The 17,286-nt window shown below is 38.5% G+C and carries 14 protein-coding genes and 1 pseudogene; 6 read left to right on the top strand and 9 right to left on the bottom strand.

Features of this window, described 5'->3' with window-relative positions:
• Nucleotides 1-43: 43 nt before the first annotated feature.
• On the top strand, nt 44-2,425 hold the full coding sequence (pbpC, locus tag H9L23_RS08300; RefSeq protein ID WP_187594515.1) for a penicillin-binding protein 1C: 2,382 nt from the start codon (nt 44-46) through the stop codon (nt 2,423-2,425).
• 285 nt (nt 2,426-2,710) lie between these two features.
• On the opposite strand, the gene H9L23_RS08295 is transcribed toward pbpC, so the two are convergent.
• Both H9L23_RS08295 and H9L23_RS08290 read right to left on the bottom strand, forming a co-directional pair.
• A complete protein-coding gene (locus tag H9L23_RS08295) occupies nt 2,711-3,403 on the bottom strand; it encodes a lysoplasmalogenase (RefSeq protein WP_187594514.1) in 693 nt (230 codons plus the stop codon).
• Nucleotides 3,393-4,610: a sterol desaturase family protein gene (locus tag H9L23_RS08290; RefSeq protein WP_187594513.1), complete on the bottom strand. Its 1,218-nt coding sequence runs from the start codon at nt 4,608-4,610 to the stop codon at nt 3,393-3,395. Before H9L23_RS08290 ends, H9L23_RS08295 begins: the two co-directional genes overlap by 11 nt.
• 194 nt (nt 4,611-4,804) lie before the next feature.
• Here H9L23_RS08290 and H9L23_RS08285 point away from each other — a divergent pair, with 194 nt between their 5' ends.
• A complete protein-coding gene (locus tag H9L23_RS08285; protein WP_187594512.1) occupies nt 4,805-5,155 on the top strand; it encodes a hypothetical protein in 351 nt (116 codons plus the stop codon).
• 492 nt (nt 5,156-5,647) lie between these two features.
• Here H9L23_RS08285 and H9L23_RS08280 read toward each other — a convergent pair whose 3' ends face one another.
• The gene (locus H9L23_RS08280) at nt 5,648-6,178 is read right to left on the bottom strand and encodes a metalloprotease family protein (protein WP_223191061.1); all 531 of its coding nucleotides are present in this window, start codon (nt 6,176-6,178) and stop codon (nt 5,648-5,650) included.
• A 15-nt stretch (nt 6,179-6,193) separates the two neighbouring features.
• Complete coding sequence (locus tag H9L23_RS08275) at nt 6,194-7,237, bottom strand: tetratricopeptide repeat protein (protein WP_187594511.1); 1,044 nt, start codon at nt 7,235-7,237, stop codon at nt 6,194-6,196.
• A gap of 201 nt (nt 7,238-7,438) precedes the next feature.
• Here H9L23_RS08275 and H9L23_RS08270 point away from each other — a divergent pair, with 201 nt between their 5' ends.
• Nucleotides 7,439-8,014, top strand: coding sequence for a phosphatase PAP2 family protein (locus H9L23_RS08270; protein ID WP_187594510.1), 576 nt, complete (start codon nt 7,439-7,441; stop codon nt 8,012-8,014).
• Here H9L23_RS08270 and H9L23_RS08265 read toward each other — a convergent pair.
• The gene (locus tag H9L23_RS08265; RefSeq protein ID WP_187594509.1) at nt 8,004-8,618 is read right to left on the bottom strand and encodes a Crp/Fnr family transcriptional regulator; all 615 of its coding nucleotides are present in this window, start codon (nt 8,616-8,618) and stop codon (nt 8,004-8,006) included. The two genes, H9L23_RS08270 and H9L23_RS08265, sit on opposite strands and share 11 nt — an antisense overlap.
• 216 nt (nt 8,619-8,834) lie before the next feature.
• Between H9L23_RS08265 and H9L23_RS08260 the strand changes: the two genes are divergently transcribed.
• On the top strand, nt 8,835-9,500 hold the full coding sequence (locus H9L23_RS08260) for an HAD family hydrolase (RefSeq protein ID WP_187594508.1): 666 nt from the start codon (nt 8,835-8,837) through the stop codon (nt 9,498-9,500).
• Between the two features lie 71 nt (nt 9,501-9,571).
• Here the strand turns inward: H9L23_RS08260 and H9L23_RS08255 are convergent, their stop codons facing one another.
• Nucleotides 9,572-10,744: an aldose epimerase family protein gene (locus H9L23_RS08255; RefSeq protein ID WP_187594507.1), complete on the bottom strand. Its 1,173-nt coding sequence runs from the start codon at nt 10,742-10,744 to the stop codon at nt 9,572-9,574.
• 622 nt (nt 10,745-11,366) lie between these two features.
• Between H9L23_RS08255 and mgrA the strand changes: the two genes are divergently transcribed.
• Nucleotides 11,367-12,356 carry an L-glyceraldehyde 3-phosphate reductase gene (gene mgrA / locus H9L23_RS08250; RefSeq protein WP_187594506.1) on the top strand — a complete coding sequence of 330 codons (990 nt, stop codon included), beginning with the start codon at nt 11,367-11,369 and terminating at the stop codon, nt 12,354-12,356.
• A 173-nt stretch (nt 12,357-12,529) separates the two neighbouring features.
• Nucleotides 12,530-13,471 carry a cation diffusion facilitator family transporter gene (locus tag H9L23_RS08245; RefSeq protein ID WP_187594505.1) on the top strand — a complete coding sequence of 314 codons (942 nt, stop codon included), beginning with the start codon at nt 12,530-12,532 and terminating at the stop codon, nt 13,469-13,471.
• A gap of 262 nt (nt 13,472-13,733) precedes the next feature.
• Here H9L23_RS08245 and H9L23_RS08240 read toward each other — a convergent pair.
• From H9L23_RS08240 to H9L23_RS08230, 3 genes and pseudogenes are all read right to left on the bottom strand, one after another.
• A pseudogene (locus H9L23_RS08240) lies at nt 13,734-14,662 on the bottom strand (NADP-dependent oxidoreductase).
• Between the two features lie 11 nt (nt 14,663-14,673).
• On the bottom strand, nt 14,674-16,047 hold the full coding sequence (locus H9L23_RS08235) for an NAD-dependent succinate-semialdehyde dehydrogenase (protein WP_187594504.1): 1,374 nt from the start codon (nt 16,045-16,047) through the stop codon (nt 14,674-14,676).
• A gap of 54 nt (nt 16,048-16,101) precedes the next feature.
• Nucleotides 16,102-17,250, bottom strand: a complete 1,149-nt coding sequence (locus H9L23_RS08230; protein ID WP_187594503.1) for a PAS domain-containing sensor histidine kinase — start codon at nt 17,248-17,250, stop codon at nt 16,102-16,104.
• Between the last annotated feature and the right edge of the window lie 36 nt (nt 17,251-17,286).

Below are 17,286 nucleotides of genomic sequence, written 5' to 3'. Positions count from 1 at the left end.
GTATACCTTGGAATATAAGTAAGGTTTCTATTACAAAAAACAAATGAACAAAATCCCAAAAGCATTTCTCATTTCTGATCTCATCTGTATTGTCCTGCTTTTGACGTTTTTATTTTCACTGCCTTCAAAACTTTTCAAAACACCTACTTCCTTTGTAATTGAAGCCAGCAATGGCAAATTACTGAGTGCTGCGATTGCCAGCGATGGACAGTGGCGTTTCCCGGTGGCCGATAGCGTTCCGGTAAAATTTAAAGATTGTATTATCGCTTTCGAAGATAAACGGTTTTACAACCACTTCGGTGTAGATATTTTGGCCATGAGCAGGGCTATGCGTCAGAACTGGCGGGCAAAAAGTGTGGTAAGTGGCGGAAGTACCTTAACCATGCAGGTAATCCGCCTTTCTAGAAAACAAGATCGGACCGTTTGGCAAAAGCTCCTGGAAGTAATTTTAGCCTTGCGCTTAGAACTCAAATATTCAAAAGCAGAAATTTTAGGTTTGTACGCTGCCAATGCCCCTTTTGGAAGCAATGTTGTCGGTTTAGAAGCAGCTAGCTGGCGCTATTATGGCCGCGATGCCAAAACATTGTCATGGGGTGAAATGGCTACTTTGGCAGTTCTTCCTAACAGCCCGTCTTTGGTTCACCCTGGTAAAAATTCGACCAGACTAATCAAAAAAAGAAACGATTTACTAGACAAACTTGCCCAACTTCATTACATCGATCAGGCTACAGCTAATTTATCAAAACTAGAGCCTGTTCCGGGTAAACCCATGCCCCTACCACAAAATGCGCCACACTTATTAAACCGTTTTAAAACAGAAAGGGTAAGTCTTAAAATCAACTCTACGAGAATTACCTCCACACTGGACGAAAATATTCAGTTAAAGATAAATACGATATTAAAGCGTTACAACAACCGCTATAGGGCCAACGACATCAATAATATTTCGGCCCTGGTGCTTGATGCCAGAACAGGCCATGTAGTAAGTTATGTAGGCAACATCTATCAACCGGAAAATGCTGATCTGCAAAGTCATGTTGATATGATTAAAGCGCCGCGCAGCCCGGGCAGTACCTTAAAACCATTGCTTTATGCCAGCATGATGAATGATGGTTTTATATTACCACACACATTAATCCCAGATATTCCAACTCAAATAGCAGGTTATTCGCCACAAAATTACGATCTGGGTTACGATGGTGCCATCGCTGCAGATAAAGCACTGAGCCGCTCCCTAAACATCCCGGCGGTAAAAATGCTGCAGCAATACAAATACGAACGTTTTTACGACAAGCTTAAGAAATTAGGAATTGGCACATTAAACCAACCGGCAGATCATTATGGCCTGTCGTTAATTTTAGGTGGTAGCGAAGTAACCATGTGGGATTTGGCCAATACCTACATGGGCATGGTACGCACATTAAACCATTTTAATACTTACAAAGGCCTTTACAATCCTGATGATTATAAACCAGCCACTTATTTCCAAAATGAAAGCAAGGATGAAAAAGATGAGCAACGCAATTCATTTTTAGACCACGGTTCGATTTGGGTAACTTTTAATGCCATGGAAGAGGTTATGCGTCCTGGTGATGAAGGTTTGTGGGAACAGTTTTCATCATCACAGAGAGTGGCCTGGAAAACAGGAACCAGTTTCGGTTTCCGCGATGCCTGGGCTGTAGGTTTAACCCCTAATTATGTAGTATGTGTTTGGGTAGGCAATGCCGATGGTGAAGGAAGACCAGGTTTAGTCGGTATAGAAGCAGCAGCACCCGTTTTATTTGATATTTTTAGATTATTGCCCAACGGAAAATGGTTCGAAACGCCCACCACCAAACTCAAAAAACTTAAAATCTGCAAACAGAGTGGTTACAAGGCAGGAGAATACTGCACAAATGTAGTAGAAGAACTAGTTCCGGTTTCAGGAGAAAAAACAATGGTTTGTCCATATCATAAATTGGTTCATTTAGATAAAACAGGTACTTACAGAGTAACTGATCAGTGCGAAAGTGTAACCAATATGCAGCACAAAAGCTGGTTTATTTTGCCGCCGGCCATGGAGTATTATTATAAAATTAAAAACAGCGATTATAAAAATCTTCCACCTTTTAAAGAAGGTTGTAACCCATCTGGAGGTAACAGTGTAATGGAAGTGATTTACCCTAAAAATAATGCTATAGTATACATTCCATTAGAATTAGATGGTACAAGAGGCAAAATTGTAATTAACGCTGCACACCGAAATTCGAGTTCAAAAATTTACTGGCATATTGATAATGAATATGTAGCTACAACGACTAACTTTCACCAATTGGCCATTAGTCCACCGCCGGGCAAACATACTCTAACACTAGTGGATGAGAATGGAGAACGGCTGGTGCAGGTTTTCACGGTTTTGGATAAGGAAAAAAAAGGTGGAAGGTAGAGGGTGATCAGCTTGAAGGTTCAGGTAATGATATATATTTTTATGTCCTCTACTGCCTTGAGTTTTATAAACCTGATAAAGTGGAAATCCTTTTTAATTTGCAGCCCCCATAATTACACTATCATGCTGAGGCACAGCCTGTCCCGACTTTCGGGAAAGCATCTGTAACCGATACGCTCCTTCCGTATTCAATGCAATGACAGTGCCTGATTAAAAAGATTGGAACGATAGCAGGACTACAGCAACCGATTAGCACAGAACCTTGCTTTTCAAAAAAACAACAAACTATATTTCCGTCCTCGTTACCAATAATTTTCTCTCAATAGTGCCATAAACAATCAAATACTGGGCAATCATGTAAGTAGCCATAATCAGCGCATCGCCTTGTGGAATAGGCTGCGCAAATTTGTTCACAGCTAAAACACTGTCAGACAGCAAGAAAAACAGGGAACCATAAAGAATAAGTTTAAAGCTAAAAATATTCACTTTCCCGTAACGGTTAACAGCCATTAAGGCCATCACACAGATGATAATGGCATACATTAAAACCGGAAACTGCATAATGCCAAGGTGCGGTTGTAAATAGAAAAACAAACCTGAACAAAAAATAGCAAAAGCGCCTACTGCCCACAGAAAATATGGCGTTTTATGGCTTGGGTTGGATTTATGATCGAGCGTAAAGGCCCTGATATAAAAGATATGGCAAACTAGAAAAGCAACCAAACCGAAGATAAAAAAACTTGTCCTGCCGTTTTGCAACATCAGCAATATATCTCCTGCCCATGCGAAAATTAAACCTGTAAAAATCCTTTTATGGAAACGGCCTTTCAAGTTTGTACCCACATAAAGCCATACCAGAAGTACCATAACAATTAATGGTTTAGAAAAGGTACGCAAGCCGGCATTATTGGTATATTCAGCATAGAGTTGAATTACAAATACCAGAAAAAAAATAAATGAAAATAACTTAGTCTTCATTGGGATTAGGATTTGCATTTTGCAAATTAAAGAACCAAATTACGGATATTAACTGGATAGCCACAAAAATTACTTGATACCCGACAGCGATTTTAAAAACCAGCACTAACAAAACGCCAAATATCAGCCTGAAATATTCGAACTTAATTTGCCATGCTTTCTGCTCTAACAAAGCACCACAGGTGATTAAGGTCAATATCGTAAAAAAAGATCCCGATACTACGGCGATGGTTTCCATTTTATGATAGGAGAACAATAGAACAGAACCCGCGGCCAATGCTACTAAAAACTGTATAAGCACATAACCCGTTAACTTGCTTTGATAAACCGGATTATATTTTTGATAAGTTAGCGGATTAATTTCAGGCGCAGACTGAAACCCACCTAAATGTGAAGGAAACCATCCGGGAGGTTTTAAAAAAACTTTAACTTTATCACTTATTTTAGGCGATTGTTTAGCCGTTTTAACCAGGTCATCCCAATAATGCAGGTTTGCCCAAACAGGGTTCCAGCTGGCCAATGGTTTGGTAATGCCATAATAAACTTCTTCTTCCTCTTTTTGAAAAGTCCCGAAAATGCGATCCCAGATAATTAAGGTACCTGCATGGTTCTTATCGATATATTTAGGGTTAGAACCATGGTGTACCCGGTGATGCGATGGCGTATTTAATATAAATTCCAGAAAACCCATATTTTTAATTGCCCTGGTATGGATCCAGAACTGATAAAGCGTATTAAAAGAACTCAGGGTTAAAAACATAATGGGATCGAAACCCACAAGGGCCAACGGTAAATAAAATAGCCAGCTAAACCAACCCTGAAACCAGCTTTGGCGTAAAGCAACAGTTAAGTTATATTCTTCCGATTGGTGGTGTACAATATGCGCGGCCCACAAAGCATTTATCTGATGGCTCATCCGGTGGAACCAGTAGTAGAAAAAATCGACACCGATAAATAGCAGCATCCAGATCCAGACGGTTTTTGGTAATTCAAAAAAGCGCCAATGCTCAAAAATATATTTATAACCAAAAAACAAGGCCGTTTTCATGAAAATCCCGGTAAGCTGCTGCCCTATACCCTGACTTAAATTGGCAATACTATCGTTAAGCCGGTAGTAGTTTAGTTTTTTATAGAAATTATAGGCGAGTTCTATCCCAATCAGGATAAAAAAAACCGGCACAGATAACGCAATGTAATCCACTTTCATACTGGCTTAAAATATTTGGCTAGTGATATGATTACAATTTAGATAATATTCCTGTGAAGATAAAATCCTCTTCATGTAAAATTTATGCGTGTTTAATATTTGTTATTGATTTCTGTCAAATTCAGCTTAACTTTGACTTGCAAAAAAAATGGATCTGGCACTGCTGCGCAATCTGTTTTATTCATCCCATCGATATGAAAAAATTATCTCTCCTTCTGTTTGTATTGGCCACTGCATTTGCAGCAAAAAGCCAAACTTTAGTATTGGCTAAAGATGCAGCCCAATATGTAGGTAAAAATGTAACCATCTGCGATTCGGTTTACAGCACAAAGGGATTGGAGAAATTAACTTTGATTAATTTAGGGGGTGCTTATCCAAAAGAACTGATTACGGTAGTGATTAACAAAGAAGATGAAAGCAAATTTCCATCTGAACCATCCAGCATGTTTATGGGAAACAAAATCTGTGTAACCGGCATTGTGAGCGAATTTAAAGGGAAAAGGCAAATTGTAGTTACTGATCCTAAACAGATTGTCGTAAAATAATAACACATTATATTCTGGTATAATAGAGGTTTTTACAGCTTCTATATAAAGTAATACCTGATCTGCGAAACTGACTAAATTTTCGTTATCTCACGTTTCCAAAACCTCATTACGATGTAACCTTTCGTAGCTAGCAAATGGTTTATATCCCTATCGTGCTCGCTAGTTTAATAGCCTGATCTTAACATGGCCTAGCTACTGGTTTGATACCCAAAGTAAAAACAACCTAAGCTCCTCCCTGTTTAAAGGAGGTAGGCTTCGGCCGGAGCGTTAACACTAAGCTATTATTTATAGAATAAATTTCGGTGGGTGGTGCTTCTTCAGTCGGCAGGAAATTAATCCTGCCAACCTCGTAAGCATAGATATCCTTATTATCTGGTTCGAAGATTCAAAATCCTTTTAATATTTCATAACGGTTTATACATATAGGCATATTTCCTTGATGAATCGTTTTATTTCCTTGATGAATATTTCTCACCACTGTAGTTTTTATTAAACCAAAAATTTAATGATCAGATACGGTAAGCCTAAAGCTACGGCCCCACCATAAATAATATCGAGCCAAAAGAAAGATCCCAATGCACCCGCGTATATGAAACCGACTATAGGAATTACCACAATTTTAGACAACCAGGAAGTAGTTTTTGATTTTACAACCGCATTCCACAAACTGTTTGCATCGCCTGTGCTTGGAAATGCATGCGCACCGATGGAAATGGCCAGATACATCAATAAATAATCTAAAATATTTGCCGAATTGAATTTAAACTGCAGCGCAGCAGAAAAACCTATAACAAAACACAAGAGTGAATTAATAATAAAAGGACCTACAGAAATAAATACAGTTTGATAAACCTTTGGCGCGGGCTCATGTAAAACATAACCTACAGGGTTTTCGGTTCTGAAATAACAAACCTCGAACACCGGAACCTTAAATAACCTGCAAAAAAGCTGGTGGGCAAGCTCATGTACAATTACACCCGGAAAAGTAGCGATACTGATTAATATACCTGGAACAAACATGATTTTATCTTTTAATTACCTATAAATTTCTGAACCCAAAATAATGGGTGATAAACGTTTTGATATGGTGCTATCGCCCGATTGGGCTTCATGGGCCTTTATTTTGGACAAACTCGCCAAACTTGCCTTTTTCCTGCCGGCAAAATAGTCTACCATCGCCGTGGCTTCAATAGCACAGTCATTCTCAGGATCAAGGGCGAGTGCTTTTGAAGCAAAAACAGCAGCATCCTTATCATGTTTCCGTTTGAGTTCAATCCTTGCCTTTTGCGATAAAACATAAATATCTTCGGCGTTAAATGCCAGTAACCGATCGCAAAGTGCCAAAGCTTCATCGTATTTGGCCGTGTTTCTTTTAACAGCGGTTTTCAAACTTAAAGCCTGATAAAAATTAGGATCAACTGCCAAAACCTTGTTTACAATACCATCCACTAGATCATAATCTTTTGTCTCGAATAAAAAGTTGGCAATGTGCGTTTTTAATACAATTTCGTCCGTACTATCAACCATGGCCAATAATTTTTCCTTATCCTTTGCAACGGCAACAATACGTTTATACATTAACGTATCTTTAGGGAACGATTGGGCAATATATTCAGAGGCTGCATTTACCGTGCTCAACAAGGCTTCATCCTCTGTTTTTATATCTGCTACCTTATCAAAAGCGATCTGGTACGCTTCAAAATCAAAATTATAGGCACTTGCTACCATCATATAGGCATTGGCATTGAAATCTTTCGGAAATTTATTCAATACTAAACTCAACTCGCGCTGTGCGGTTATAAAATGTTTTTGATCGATTGCGTTCTCTGCTTTGCCTAAATGGACTGCTGCAGAGATATATTGCTGCGTACGCACCAAACTGATTACCATAACGGCTAAGATGCCGAGCGCGAAAAATTTAATCCATTTGGGGATGGGATATTTAATTAAACTTTTCCGGCAATCAGAACATAAATTAATGGCATAACCAGGTTCGTATACGTTTAACTGACAGTTTGCGCACAGGCTTTCGTTAAAATGGCTTTCTGGCGCACCTTCTGTGGAATGATTTTCCTGCATGTGAGATTCGTTAAAAGAATAAAGATAATATTTTTTAACAATTTCGTCTGTTAAGACGTATACAATTTAAAAAGCCTGATTATTTTTTATTTCTATTGGCATAAAATCCATAGTTTTGAATTTTCCCTGCCTATGAATCTCCTTTTGAAACGAAATACCTTAATTTTTATACTCGCCGTACTCCTTGTATCCTTTGCCACTTTGAGTTTTTTTATCGCGCAACACCCTATTCTCGCTTTTGATATTAAAACTTCACTGTTTATTCAGCAATATCACGCTGATTGGTTAGATAAAGTAATGCTAGCCATTAGTTTTTTTGGTGAACTCCCTTATTCTTTACTTTCTGTTATAATTGTCGCTGCCATTTTTTATTGGCAGAAATATAAACGCGAGAGTATATTTATTTCAACCGTTTTACTATCGGGACTGATTATTTTAGGAATAAAAAATGTGATTAACCGTCCAAGGCCAACTGCATTTTATGTTCGTTTGGTGGAAGTTAACCGTTTTCAGAGTTACCCAAGCGGGCATGTATTGTCCTATACTTTATTTTTCGGTTTCCTGATTATCCTGATGAATACTTCGAAAAACATCCCGAAAAACACTAAAAACATCGTTACATACCTATCAGCATTTTTGATCGTGACGATTGCGCCATCAAGGATTTATTTGGGCGCACATTGGTTTACCGATACGGTTGGAGGCTTTTTACTCGGCCTGATCTGCCTTTTCCCCTTGTGTTATTTCTATTTTAAGAAAAAGCAGGTTAATCCTTAAGATTTGCTTCAAGCTTTTCCTTTCTCCTGATCCTGCTCAAAGTTTCGATGCGGATGCCCAGGTAACTGGCTAAAAACTTTAATGGCACCCTGAATTTTATGGTTGGGTGGCCATCTTTGAATTGCCTGTAACGTGCTTCAGCAGAAGGGATCCTGGATAAAATAGAGCGTTCCTGCGACATGTGATAATGTATGGCTAAAAGTTTTCTGGCCAATATATTGGTTTCGGGGAATTGTGCATACATTGCATCAATAAGGTGGTATGGAAGTATAAGCAGATCAGAATCTTCTAATGCCTGGAACTGTTCTTTGTAGGTGGGTTTAACGCTACCTGGATTCCGGATACTCCCGATCAGGTGATTTTCATCAATTAACCACGAGGTAATGTCTTTACCTTCATCCACGATAAAGCCACGTACCAAACCTTTAATAATGAAAAACAAACAATCGCCGTGCAGTTCATTTAAACAAGGTAAAATATCATTTTTACGCACAGAAACCCTAAATGTTTCCGCTTTTGCCCGTTCGATTATTTCTTCGCAAAGGGGCTGCAGATCATTTAAATAGTTAATAAGCGGTTCACTTTCATGCCTGGCAGCATCCATAACATTTATCCGTTTTTTAAAACAATGCAAGCTATTACATGTATCGCGGATTTCCAAATACCCAAACGGAAGCAACAGGCAAAAAATTACAACTCAGCAGGCTTTTATTTATTAACATCTCTCTATCTGTAGGGTAAGGGATAATTTAAATGTTAAATTTCGGATTGATGACCCGATTTTAACTTAATCATAAAAAAATCTGATAATTTTGCCGCCATGATAACCCCTAAACCCAAAGCTTTTCTTTTCGATTTAAATGGCACCATGATTAACGACATGGCTTTTCATAATCAGGCATGGCATAACATCCTCACGAAGGATTTAGGCGCCAGCATCAGCTTCGATGCGGTAAAAAAACAGATGTACGGTAAAAATCAGGACCTGCTAGAACGCGTTTTTGGTGTAGGTCATTTCTCACAGGAACAGATTGATCAGATTTCTATTGAAAAAGAACACCGGTATCAGGCCGCATATAAAAAACATCTGGCGTTAATTGACGGCTTGGGCGATTTTATGCAAAAGGCAAAACAATCGGGCATTCAAATGGCGATTGGTTCGGCTGCAATTCCTTTCAATATTAATTTTGTACTCGATAATTTAAATATTCGTTCGTATTTTAAAGCGATAGTAAGCGCCGAAGATGTAGCAAACAGCAAACCAGATCCTGAAACTTTTACTAAAGGTGCTGAAATTTTAGGGATTGATGCCAGCGAATGTATTGTTTTTGAAGATGCCCCAAAGGGTGTTGAAGCGGCACAAAATGCAGGGATGAAGTGTGTAGCGCTTACCACCATGCACACCAAAGAGGAATTTTCGGCTTATAATAACATTATTGCTTTTATAGAAGATTATACCGATCCGGTTTTACAGGATCTTTTCTAAACAGATACGGCCTGTGTTTCCACAGACCGTATACCATGTTATCATCAAGGAGATGCAGGGATTACCAATTGTTACTTGGTAAATTTATAGATTGAACTTGTTTTGTATAATTGCCCGGGTTTTAATACCGTAGAAGGAAATGCAGGTTGGTTCGGAGAATCCGGAAAATGTTGAGTTTCCATTGCAATCGCAGTTCTGAAATCATCTTTCGCTCCTGATTTAAAGGTATTTTTACTCTGCATGAAATTACCACTATAAAACTGTAAACCAGGTTCTTGCGTATAAATATCCATTACAATACCCGATTTATCTCCTTTAACGGTAGCAGCATGAAACATGCCCATCGCTTTAGTCTTATTGAGTACGTAATTATGGTCGTAGCCTTTTCCGAAGGTTAACTGTTCATTTTTATCATTTATACGGGCACCGATAGTTGTGGTTTTGTTAAAATCGAAAGGTGTTCCTGCTACTTTTTCAATTTTTCCGGTCGGGATCAAGGTCGAATCTACCGGGGTGTATCCATCAGCATAAATTTGCACCTCATGGTTTAAAATGGTTCCGCTTCCATCACCATTTAAATTAAAAAATGCATGATTGGTTAAGTTTACCACGGTAGTTTTATCTGTTTTGGCTTCATAGTCCATTTTTAATTCATTATTATCGGTTAAAATATAAGTTACCTTAACATCTAAATTGCCAGGAAAATTTTCATCTCCATCTTTTGATAAATAATGTAATACTAAAGTATTTTCGGCGGGTTGAGTTGCATCCCAAACCACGTATTGATAGCCTTTTTTACCACCATGAAGTGTATTTTGACCATTATTGGTAAATAACGAATAGGTTTTACCTTCAAGCGTAAATTTTCCTTTAGCAATACGGTTGCCATAACGACCAATGGTTGCGCCAAAGTAAGGCTCTGTCGATTTTTCGTAATCGCTTACGCTTTTAAAACCAACCACTACATCTACCAGTTTCCCATCTTTGTTTGGCACCAATAAGCTCACTAAACGTCCACCGTAATTGGTAAAAACTGCCTCCGCATTATTCTTGTTCTTTAAAGTGTACAAAGCAGTTTGTTTACCATCAATTTCTTTTTTAAAAGAATCGGGAACTAATTTAACAACTGCTGCAGCGTCGCTTTTCAAACTATCTGTAGAGGAAGTTTTTTTGGTTTCAGATTGGCATGATGCAAACCCGATTGCAGCCAGAACGCCGAGGCCCGCTAATGATTTTAATTTCATAAAATGGAATACTTGGTTTAGATTTTTTTTATTTTTTTAAATATAAGGATATCACTTAATATTACAAATAAAACGATTTAGATGATTGCAAAGACAGATAGTAAAGAATAATTTACGCGAAACAATACCAATGATACGATTTGTAGAAATGGTGATAACAAAATGTAGAAATTTATAAAGAGAGAATTAATCTGCTCAAAAGGACGATGTCATTAACTTAAAGTGAAAAGATCTTCAAATGCTAATATTAACAAATTCTCTTATAAGGATCGTCTTCTCGACCGAAGCAACGCGAAGTGGAGAGATCTTTGGATTATTGGTCAATTGGAGATTTTAAAGCCTATTGCCTTAAGATTCCCGCCTGCGCGGGAAAGACGATTGCCCTAATGTAATCTGTCAAGTGTAATCTGTCGAAAAACAAATGATTTATGTGTTCGACTATAAAAAGTCTTCAACCAACTGTCTTCATTTATTGGGAAGCTTAGATTAACAACAGTTGTGTGAAGCAATCATTAAACTTACGCTCGTAAATAGCTAAACCAAAACTGGTCGATAATTTTAAGTCATTATTCATTAAAATCCGGTAAAACTGAGTATTATTGCGTGCAATCAAATCCCAAATATGAATCAAAATATATCAGTAGAACGTTACGATAAAATGTTATACCGCCGCTGTGGCAAGAGCGGAATTAAATTACCGGCCATTTCATTGGGCTTATGGCATAATTTCGGACATGTAAACGTTTTTGAAAACAGTAAAAATTTAATTTACACCGCTTTTAATAATGGCATCACCCACTTCGACTTAGCAAATAATTATGGTCCGCCTCCGGGTTCTGCAGAGGAAGTTTTTGGTAAAATTCTTCAAGAAAATTTTAAAAGCTACCGCGATGAAATGATTATTTCGAGCAAGGCCGGATATACCATGTGGGATGGCCCGTACGGCGATTGGGGATCAAAAAAATACCTGGTATCGAGTTTGGATCAAAGTTTAAAACGCATGAAACTGGATTATGTTGATATTTTCTATCACCACCGCCCTGATCCTGAAACTCCGCTGGAAGAAACCATGGCTGCTTTAAGCTTAATGGTTCAGCAAGGAAAGGCTTTATACGTAGGTATATCAAACTACCAGGCGGAAGATGCTGCAAAGGCCATTAAAATTTTAAAAGATAACGGTACGCCATGTTTAATCCATCAGCCCAAATATTCGATGTTCGAACGTTGGGTAGAAAGCGGTTTGCTTGATGTTTTAGAAAACAATGGTGTAGGCTGTATCCCCTTTTCGCCTTTAGCACAGGGACTGCTTACCGATAAATATTTACATGGTATCCCTGCCGACTCGCGGGTGGCTACCAGTGGTGTTTTCTTAAAAGAGAGCAATATTACCCCGGAGAAAATTGAAATAATCGGCAAATTAAATGAGGTAGCAAAATCGCGTGGTCAAAAATTGGCGCACATGGCTTTATCATGGATTTTAAAAGATAATCGCATTACAACAGTATTGATAGGTGCCAGTAAACCAGAACAGATTACAGATTCAATTAAAGCTTTAGATAACATCATATTTAGTGAAACTGAAATCAAATTAATCGATGAGATTTTAGGTTAAAATTCTCAAAATAGTCGTTATCTCGACCGGAGCATCGCGAAATGGAGAGATCTTTGAACTTTGTTAAAGATTTCTCTACTGCGGTCGAAATGACGATCCTATTCGTTTGTACTTTTCAAAACCAAATCAATTAAAAACCGTTTAAGAAATGAATCCTTTACGTTTCTTAAACTATGGCAAGAGCCAATAATTCTATTTACAGCGCACTAGCGGCCAATTTATTAATTGCAGTAACTAAATTCATTGCGGGGGCATTTACCAATAGCTCATCAATGATTGCCGAAGGCATTCACTCAACAGTTGACACCAGCAACCAACTTTTATTGCTCTATGGATTAAAAAGAAGTGTGAAACCACCTGACAAATCACGACCTTTTGGTTATGGTAAAGAGCTGTATTTCTGGTCGTTTATTGTATCCATCATGATTTTTGGTTTAGGTGGTGTGGTCTCTATTTCACAAGGGATTTCGCACATCCGTCACCCGGAAGTTTTAGGCAACCCAACATGGAATTATGTGGTATTGGGTTTATCTTTCTTATTCGAAGGTGCTTCTTTGATCATTGCTATGAAGGAATTTAATAAAACACGTAAAGGACTACCCTGGTGGAAAGCCATTATTAAAAGTAAAGATCCATCTGGCTTTTTAGTACTGTTTGAAGATGGAGCTGCCGTTTTAGGATTATTGATCGTTTTTATATTTATGGTGCTCAGCCACAACTTAAATCTTCCGTTTTTAGATGGCTTGGCTTCCGTATTGGTGGGTACGCTTTTGATTTTTGTTTCCTTTATACTGGCAAGAGAAAGCCGTAGTTTATTAATGGGCGAAGGCTTAACGGCAGAAACACAGCAAAAAATAAAAGAACTGGCAGAAAATGATCAGGATGTGATTACGGTAACAAGTATTTTATCTCAATATCAATCTCCAAAAGAAGTATTGCTGGTGCTTATCCTAACATTTAAATCAGAATTAAATACCACCGACCTAACCACGGCCATCGACAGGTTGAGGGATAAAATAAAATCTGAATATAATGTGATTAAGTTTGTGATTATCCAGCCACAATCTGCTGATGTAAAAGAAAATGATTTTAGTAAGGATATTTATCTGGGGTAGCTTTTTTTTACATTAATGGACGCAAATAAAAAGCAGTTAATATCAAAATGTGATCGTCATTTCGAGCGGAGTATAAATAAGCCGAGAAACTTTAAAGATTAGTGCTATTAACACCACACTATATACAGATTTTAAAAAATTATCATTCTTACTAAGAATAAGGGATCTTAAAGCTTATGGCATTAAGATCCCAATCGAGTTGGGAATGACGATTATTCTATTTAATAATAATTGTCGGACATCCGACTTCCGACTTTATCTCTTAAATTACCTGCAATACAATCTTTCCCCTTGTATGTCCTTGTTCGCTTTCGGTTTGAGCTTGCCTGGCGCTGGTAAAGGGCAAAACTTTTTCTATAATGGGTTTAACTTTACCAGAATCGATCAAAGTAGCTATTTCAGAGAGCTGATCAGGAATTGATTGTGCGGTAAAACCAATCATGTGCACATTCTTTGCCTTTGCTTCTGCTACAAACTCAGGCATTAATGTGGTAATCACCCTTCCCCTGCTTTTAATATATTTAACGATTTGAGTTGCGTTTCTCCCCCTATCGTATCTAAAACCAGGTCAACATCACTTAAAGCAGTCTCAAAATCTACCATTTTATAATCGATTACCTCATCGGCACCCAAACGCTTCAAAAAATCGATGTTGGCACTCGATGCGGTGCCGATTACATAAGCTCCTTTCCATTTTGCGAATTGTACGGCATAAGTGCCTACACCACCAGCTGCAGCGTGAATCAATACTTTTTGTCCGGCTTTTAACAAACCATGGTCAAATAATGCTTGCCATGCTGTTAAGCCTGCCAGGGGCACTGCGGCAGCCTTGGTATGCCCAATGCTTGTGGGTTTAATGCTGATAATGTTGGCCTTTACCACAATATATTCGGCATAAGCACCATTTTTTGTTGGATCAGGTCTGCCATAAACTTCATCTCCCTTTCTAAAAGCACTCACTTTTTCACCTAATGCTTCAATTGTTCCAGAAACATCCCAACCCAGGGTCAAGGGTAATTTTACTGGAAATTTCTCTTTCCTTTGTCCTTCTCTAATTTTCCAATCCACCGGATTTACGCTTGTTGCATGCACTTTAATCAATACTTCATCTGGTGCTGGCTGGGGAACCGGAATTTCATCTATAGATAAAACTTCTGGTCCGCCAAACTTATGGATTCTAACTGCTTTCATATTGGATATAATTATTTAATGTACACGGTTTTAATATTCACGAACTCATGAATACCGAACATACTTAATTCACGGCCGTAGCCAGATTGATTGATGCCTCCAAAAGGCAATGCGGGATCTGATTTAACGCCTTCATTCACAAAACAAGAGCCTGCTGAAAGCTTATTCCGCGCTATATCTTCTGCTAATGATGCATTTTCAGTAAAAACGGCTGCACCCAATCCAAAATTGGTGTCGTTGGCAATGCGGATGGCATCTTCAGTATCTTCTGCGGAGATAATTGCAGCCACCGGACCGAATATTTCTTCATCATAAGCCAATACGCCCTTTTTTACATTAGTTAATATAGTGGGCTGGTAATAAGCATGTTTACCTTCAATGCCGGGGATTTCGCCTCCTAGAACACATTTTGCACCCTGTTCAATACTCTTTAAAACCTGCTGATGCAATTCATCACGAAGATCTGCCCTCGCCATTGGTCCTAAATCGGTATTATTCTGCAAGGGATCTCCAATTTTCTTACTTTCCATTTCTGCTTTGAAAAGTTTGATAAATTGCGCTTCAACTGTTTTGACCACTATGAAGCGTTTCGCAGCAATACAACTTTGCCCGTTATTGATTAACCTGGCCTCCGCACATATTTTTGCCGCCTTTTCCAAATCGGCATCTTCCAAAACCAAATAAGGATCGCTCCCACCAAGTTCCAAAACTGTTTTTTTGATCAATTTCCCTGCTTGTTCGGCTACCTTTTTACCTGCTTCGGTGCTTCCGGTAAGGGTTACGGCTTTGATGCAGGGGTTTTCGATTACCTTTGAAATGGCTTTACTGCTACAGATCAGCGTTTTAAAAACATGCTTAGGAAAGCCAGCATCTTCAATTACTTTTTCTATTTCGATGGCACAACCCGTAACGCCCGATGAGTGTTTTAAAACACCGCAATTACCGGCCATTAAAGCCGGAGCCAAAAAGCGAAACACTTGCCAAAATGGAAAATTCCAGGGCATAATGGCCAATACCACACCAATTGGCTGAAAGCTCACATAACTCTTAGATGCACTTGTTTTTATGGTTTGATCGGCTAAAAATTCAGCACCGTTTTTAGCATAATATTCGCAAACGGAGGCACATTTAAGAACTTCGGCAACACCAGCTTTTAAGGGTTTGCCCATTTCTAATGCCATAAGTTCGGCCAGCTGATCTTTACGTTCGTTTAAAAGTTTCGAAACCTGCAACAATAGCTTTGAGCGGCTTTGAAAATCGGTGTCCCTGTAACTCAACCATGTTTGATGCACCTGATCGATTTTCTGATCAATCAAATCTTCAGTATCTTTCTGGTAAGTTTTTATGATTGCCCCGTTTACAGGGTTTATAGATGAAATGCTCATTTAACAGTAACAAATGAGCATTTAAGATTGTGTTTTTTATTTGAATTTAATCAGCTAAACAACAAGAGGAATGTCAAAATGAAAGGTAGAACCTTCGCCATACTTACTTTCTACCCATATTTTGCCGTTATGGCGGTTAATAATTTCGGCACTGAGGTATAAACCGATGCCAAAACCCGAAATGCTTTTGGTCAGTTGATTTTCTACCCGGTAAAAGCGGTCGAAAAGCCTTTCCACATCTTGTTCCTGAATACCAATTCCGTTATCGGTTACACGCACGTTTACTTTATCGCCAACAACTTCAGATTCAATCCATATAGTGCTGCCCTGCGCCGAATATTTTATGGCGTTACTGATTAAATTTGAAATCACAGACGACATTTTTTCCCGATCGGCATTCACCATTTTAGGTTCACCTTCAATAAAACTGATATGATAGGAAGAATCGATCAAACGGGCATCTTCCACTACATCACAAATAAGTTTATCGAGGTCAAAATCAGACCTGATGAGTTGAATTTTTCCAGATTCAAGACGTGATACATTTAAAAACGAACCGATCATGGTGGTCATCTTTCGGATCTGTTTCTGCACTTTATCCAGCGTAGTAATTAAAAAACCATCTGTTAAAGGTTTACTTTGCAATAGCTGTACATAAGCGCTAATAGAAGTAAGCGGTGTTTTTAACTCATGGCTTACCATGCTGATGAAATCATGTTTCTGCTGGTCTTCTTTAATACTGATCATTAACTGTTCTTCATCCAGGGCCTCACGCTGCAACTCAGTTTCTTTAATAATCTGCCGGGCGAGAACCATATCACTAACATCGCTTGCCGTATGTAAAATACAATATGGCAAGCCCGATTCGTCTTTTATTGCCTTGTATTCGTAACTATAATAAGCGGTGTGCAATTGCCCATCTTTCATGGTTTGAGCCGGAACGGCATCCCCCTGATCAGTAATACCAGTCAACAGCACATTTTTGAGCATATCGATAAACGGTTGTCCTTTCAGTTCCGGTACAGCTTCTTCCAAAGGTTTACCGATAATCGACCGGTCTTTTCCCCAAAAAGCAATCATGGCATCATTTGCCATTTCGATCACAATATCTTCCGAAGTATAAATGGCCGTTGCATCTTTTGATAAAGCAAGTACATTTAATAATTGATCGCTACTTAAAACGCTGGAAGAATGACGGCCCATGGATATTTGAAGATTAAAATGCTTATCGTGATTTAC

The sequence above is a fragment of the Pedobacter roseus genome (assembly GCF_014395225.1).
GTDB lineage: Bacteria > Bacteroidota > Bacteroidia > Sphingobacteriales > Sphingobacteriaceae > Pedobacter > Pedobacter roseus.
The sequence above is the reverse complement of the archived record's forward strand: the minus strand, read 5'-3'. Positions and strand labels throughout refer to the sequence as shown.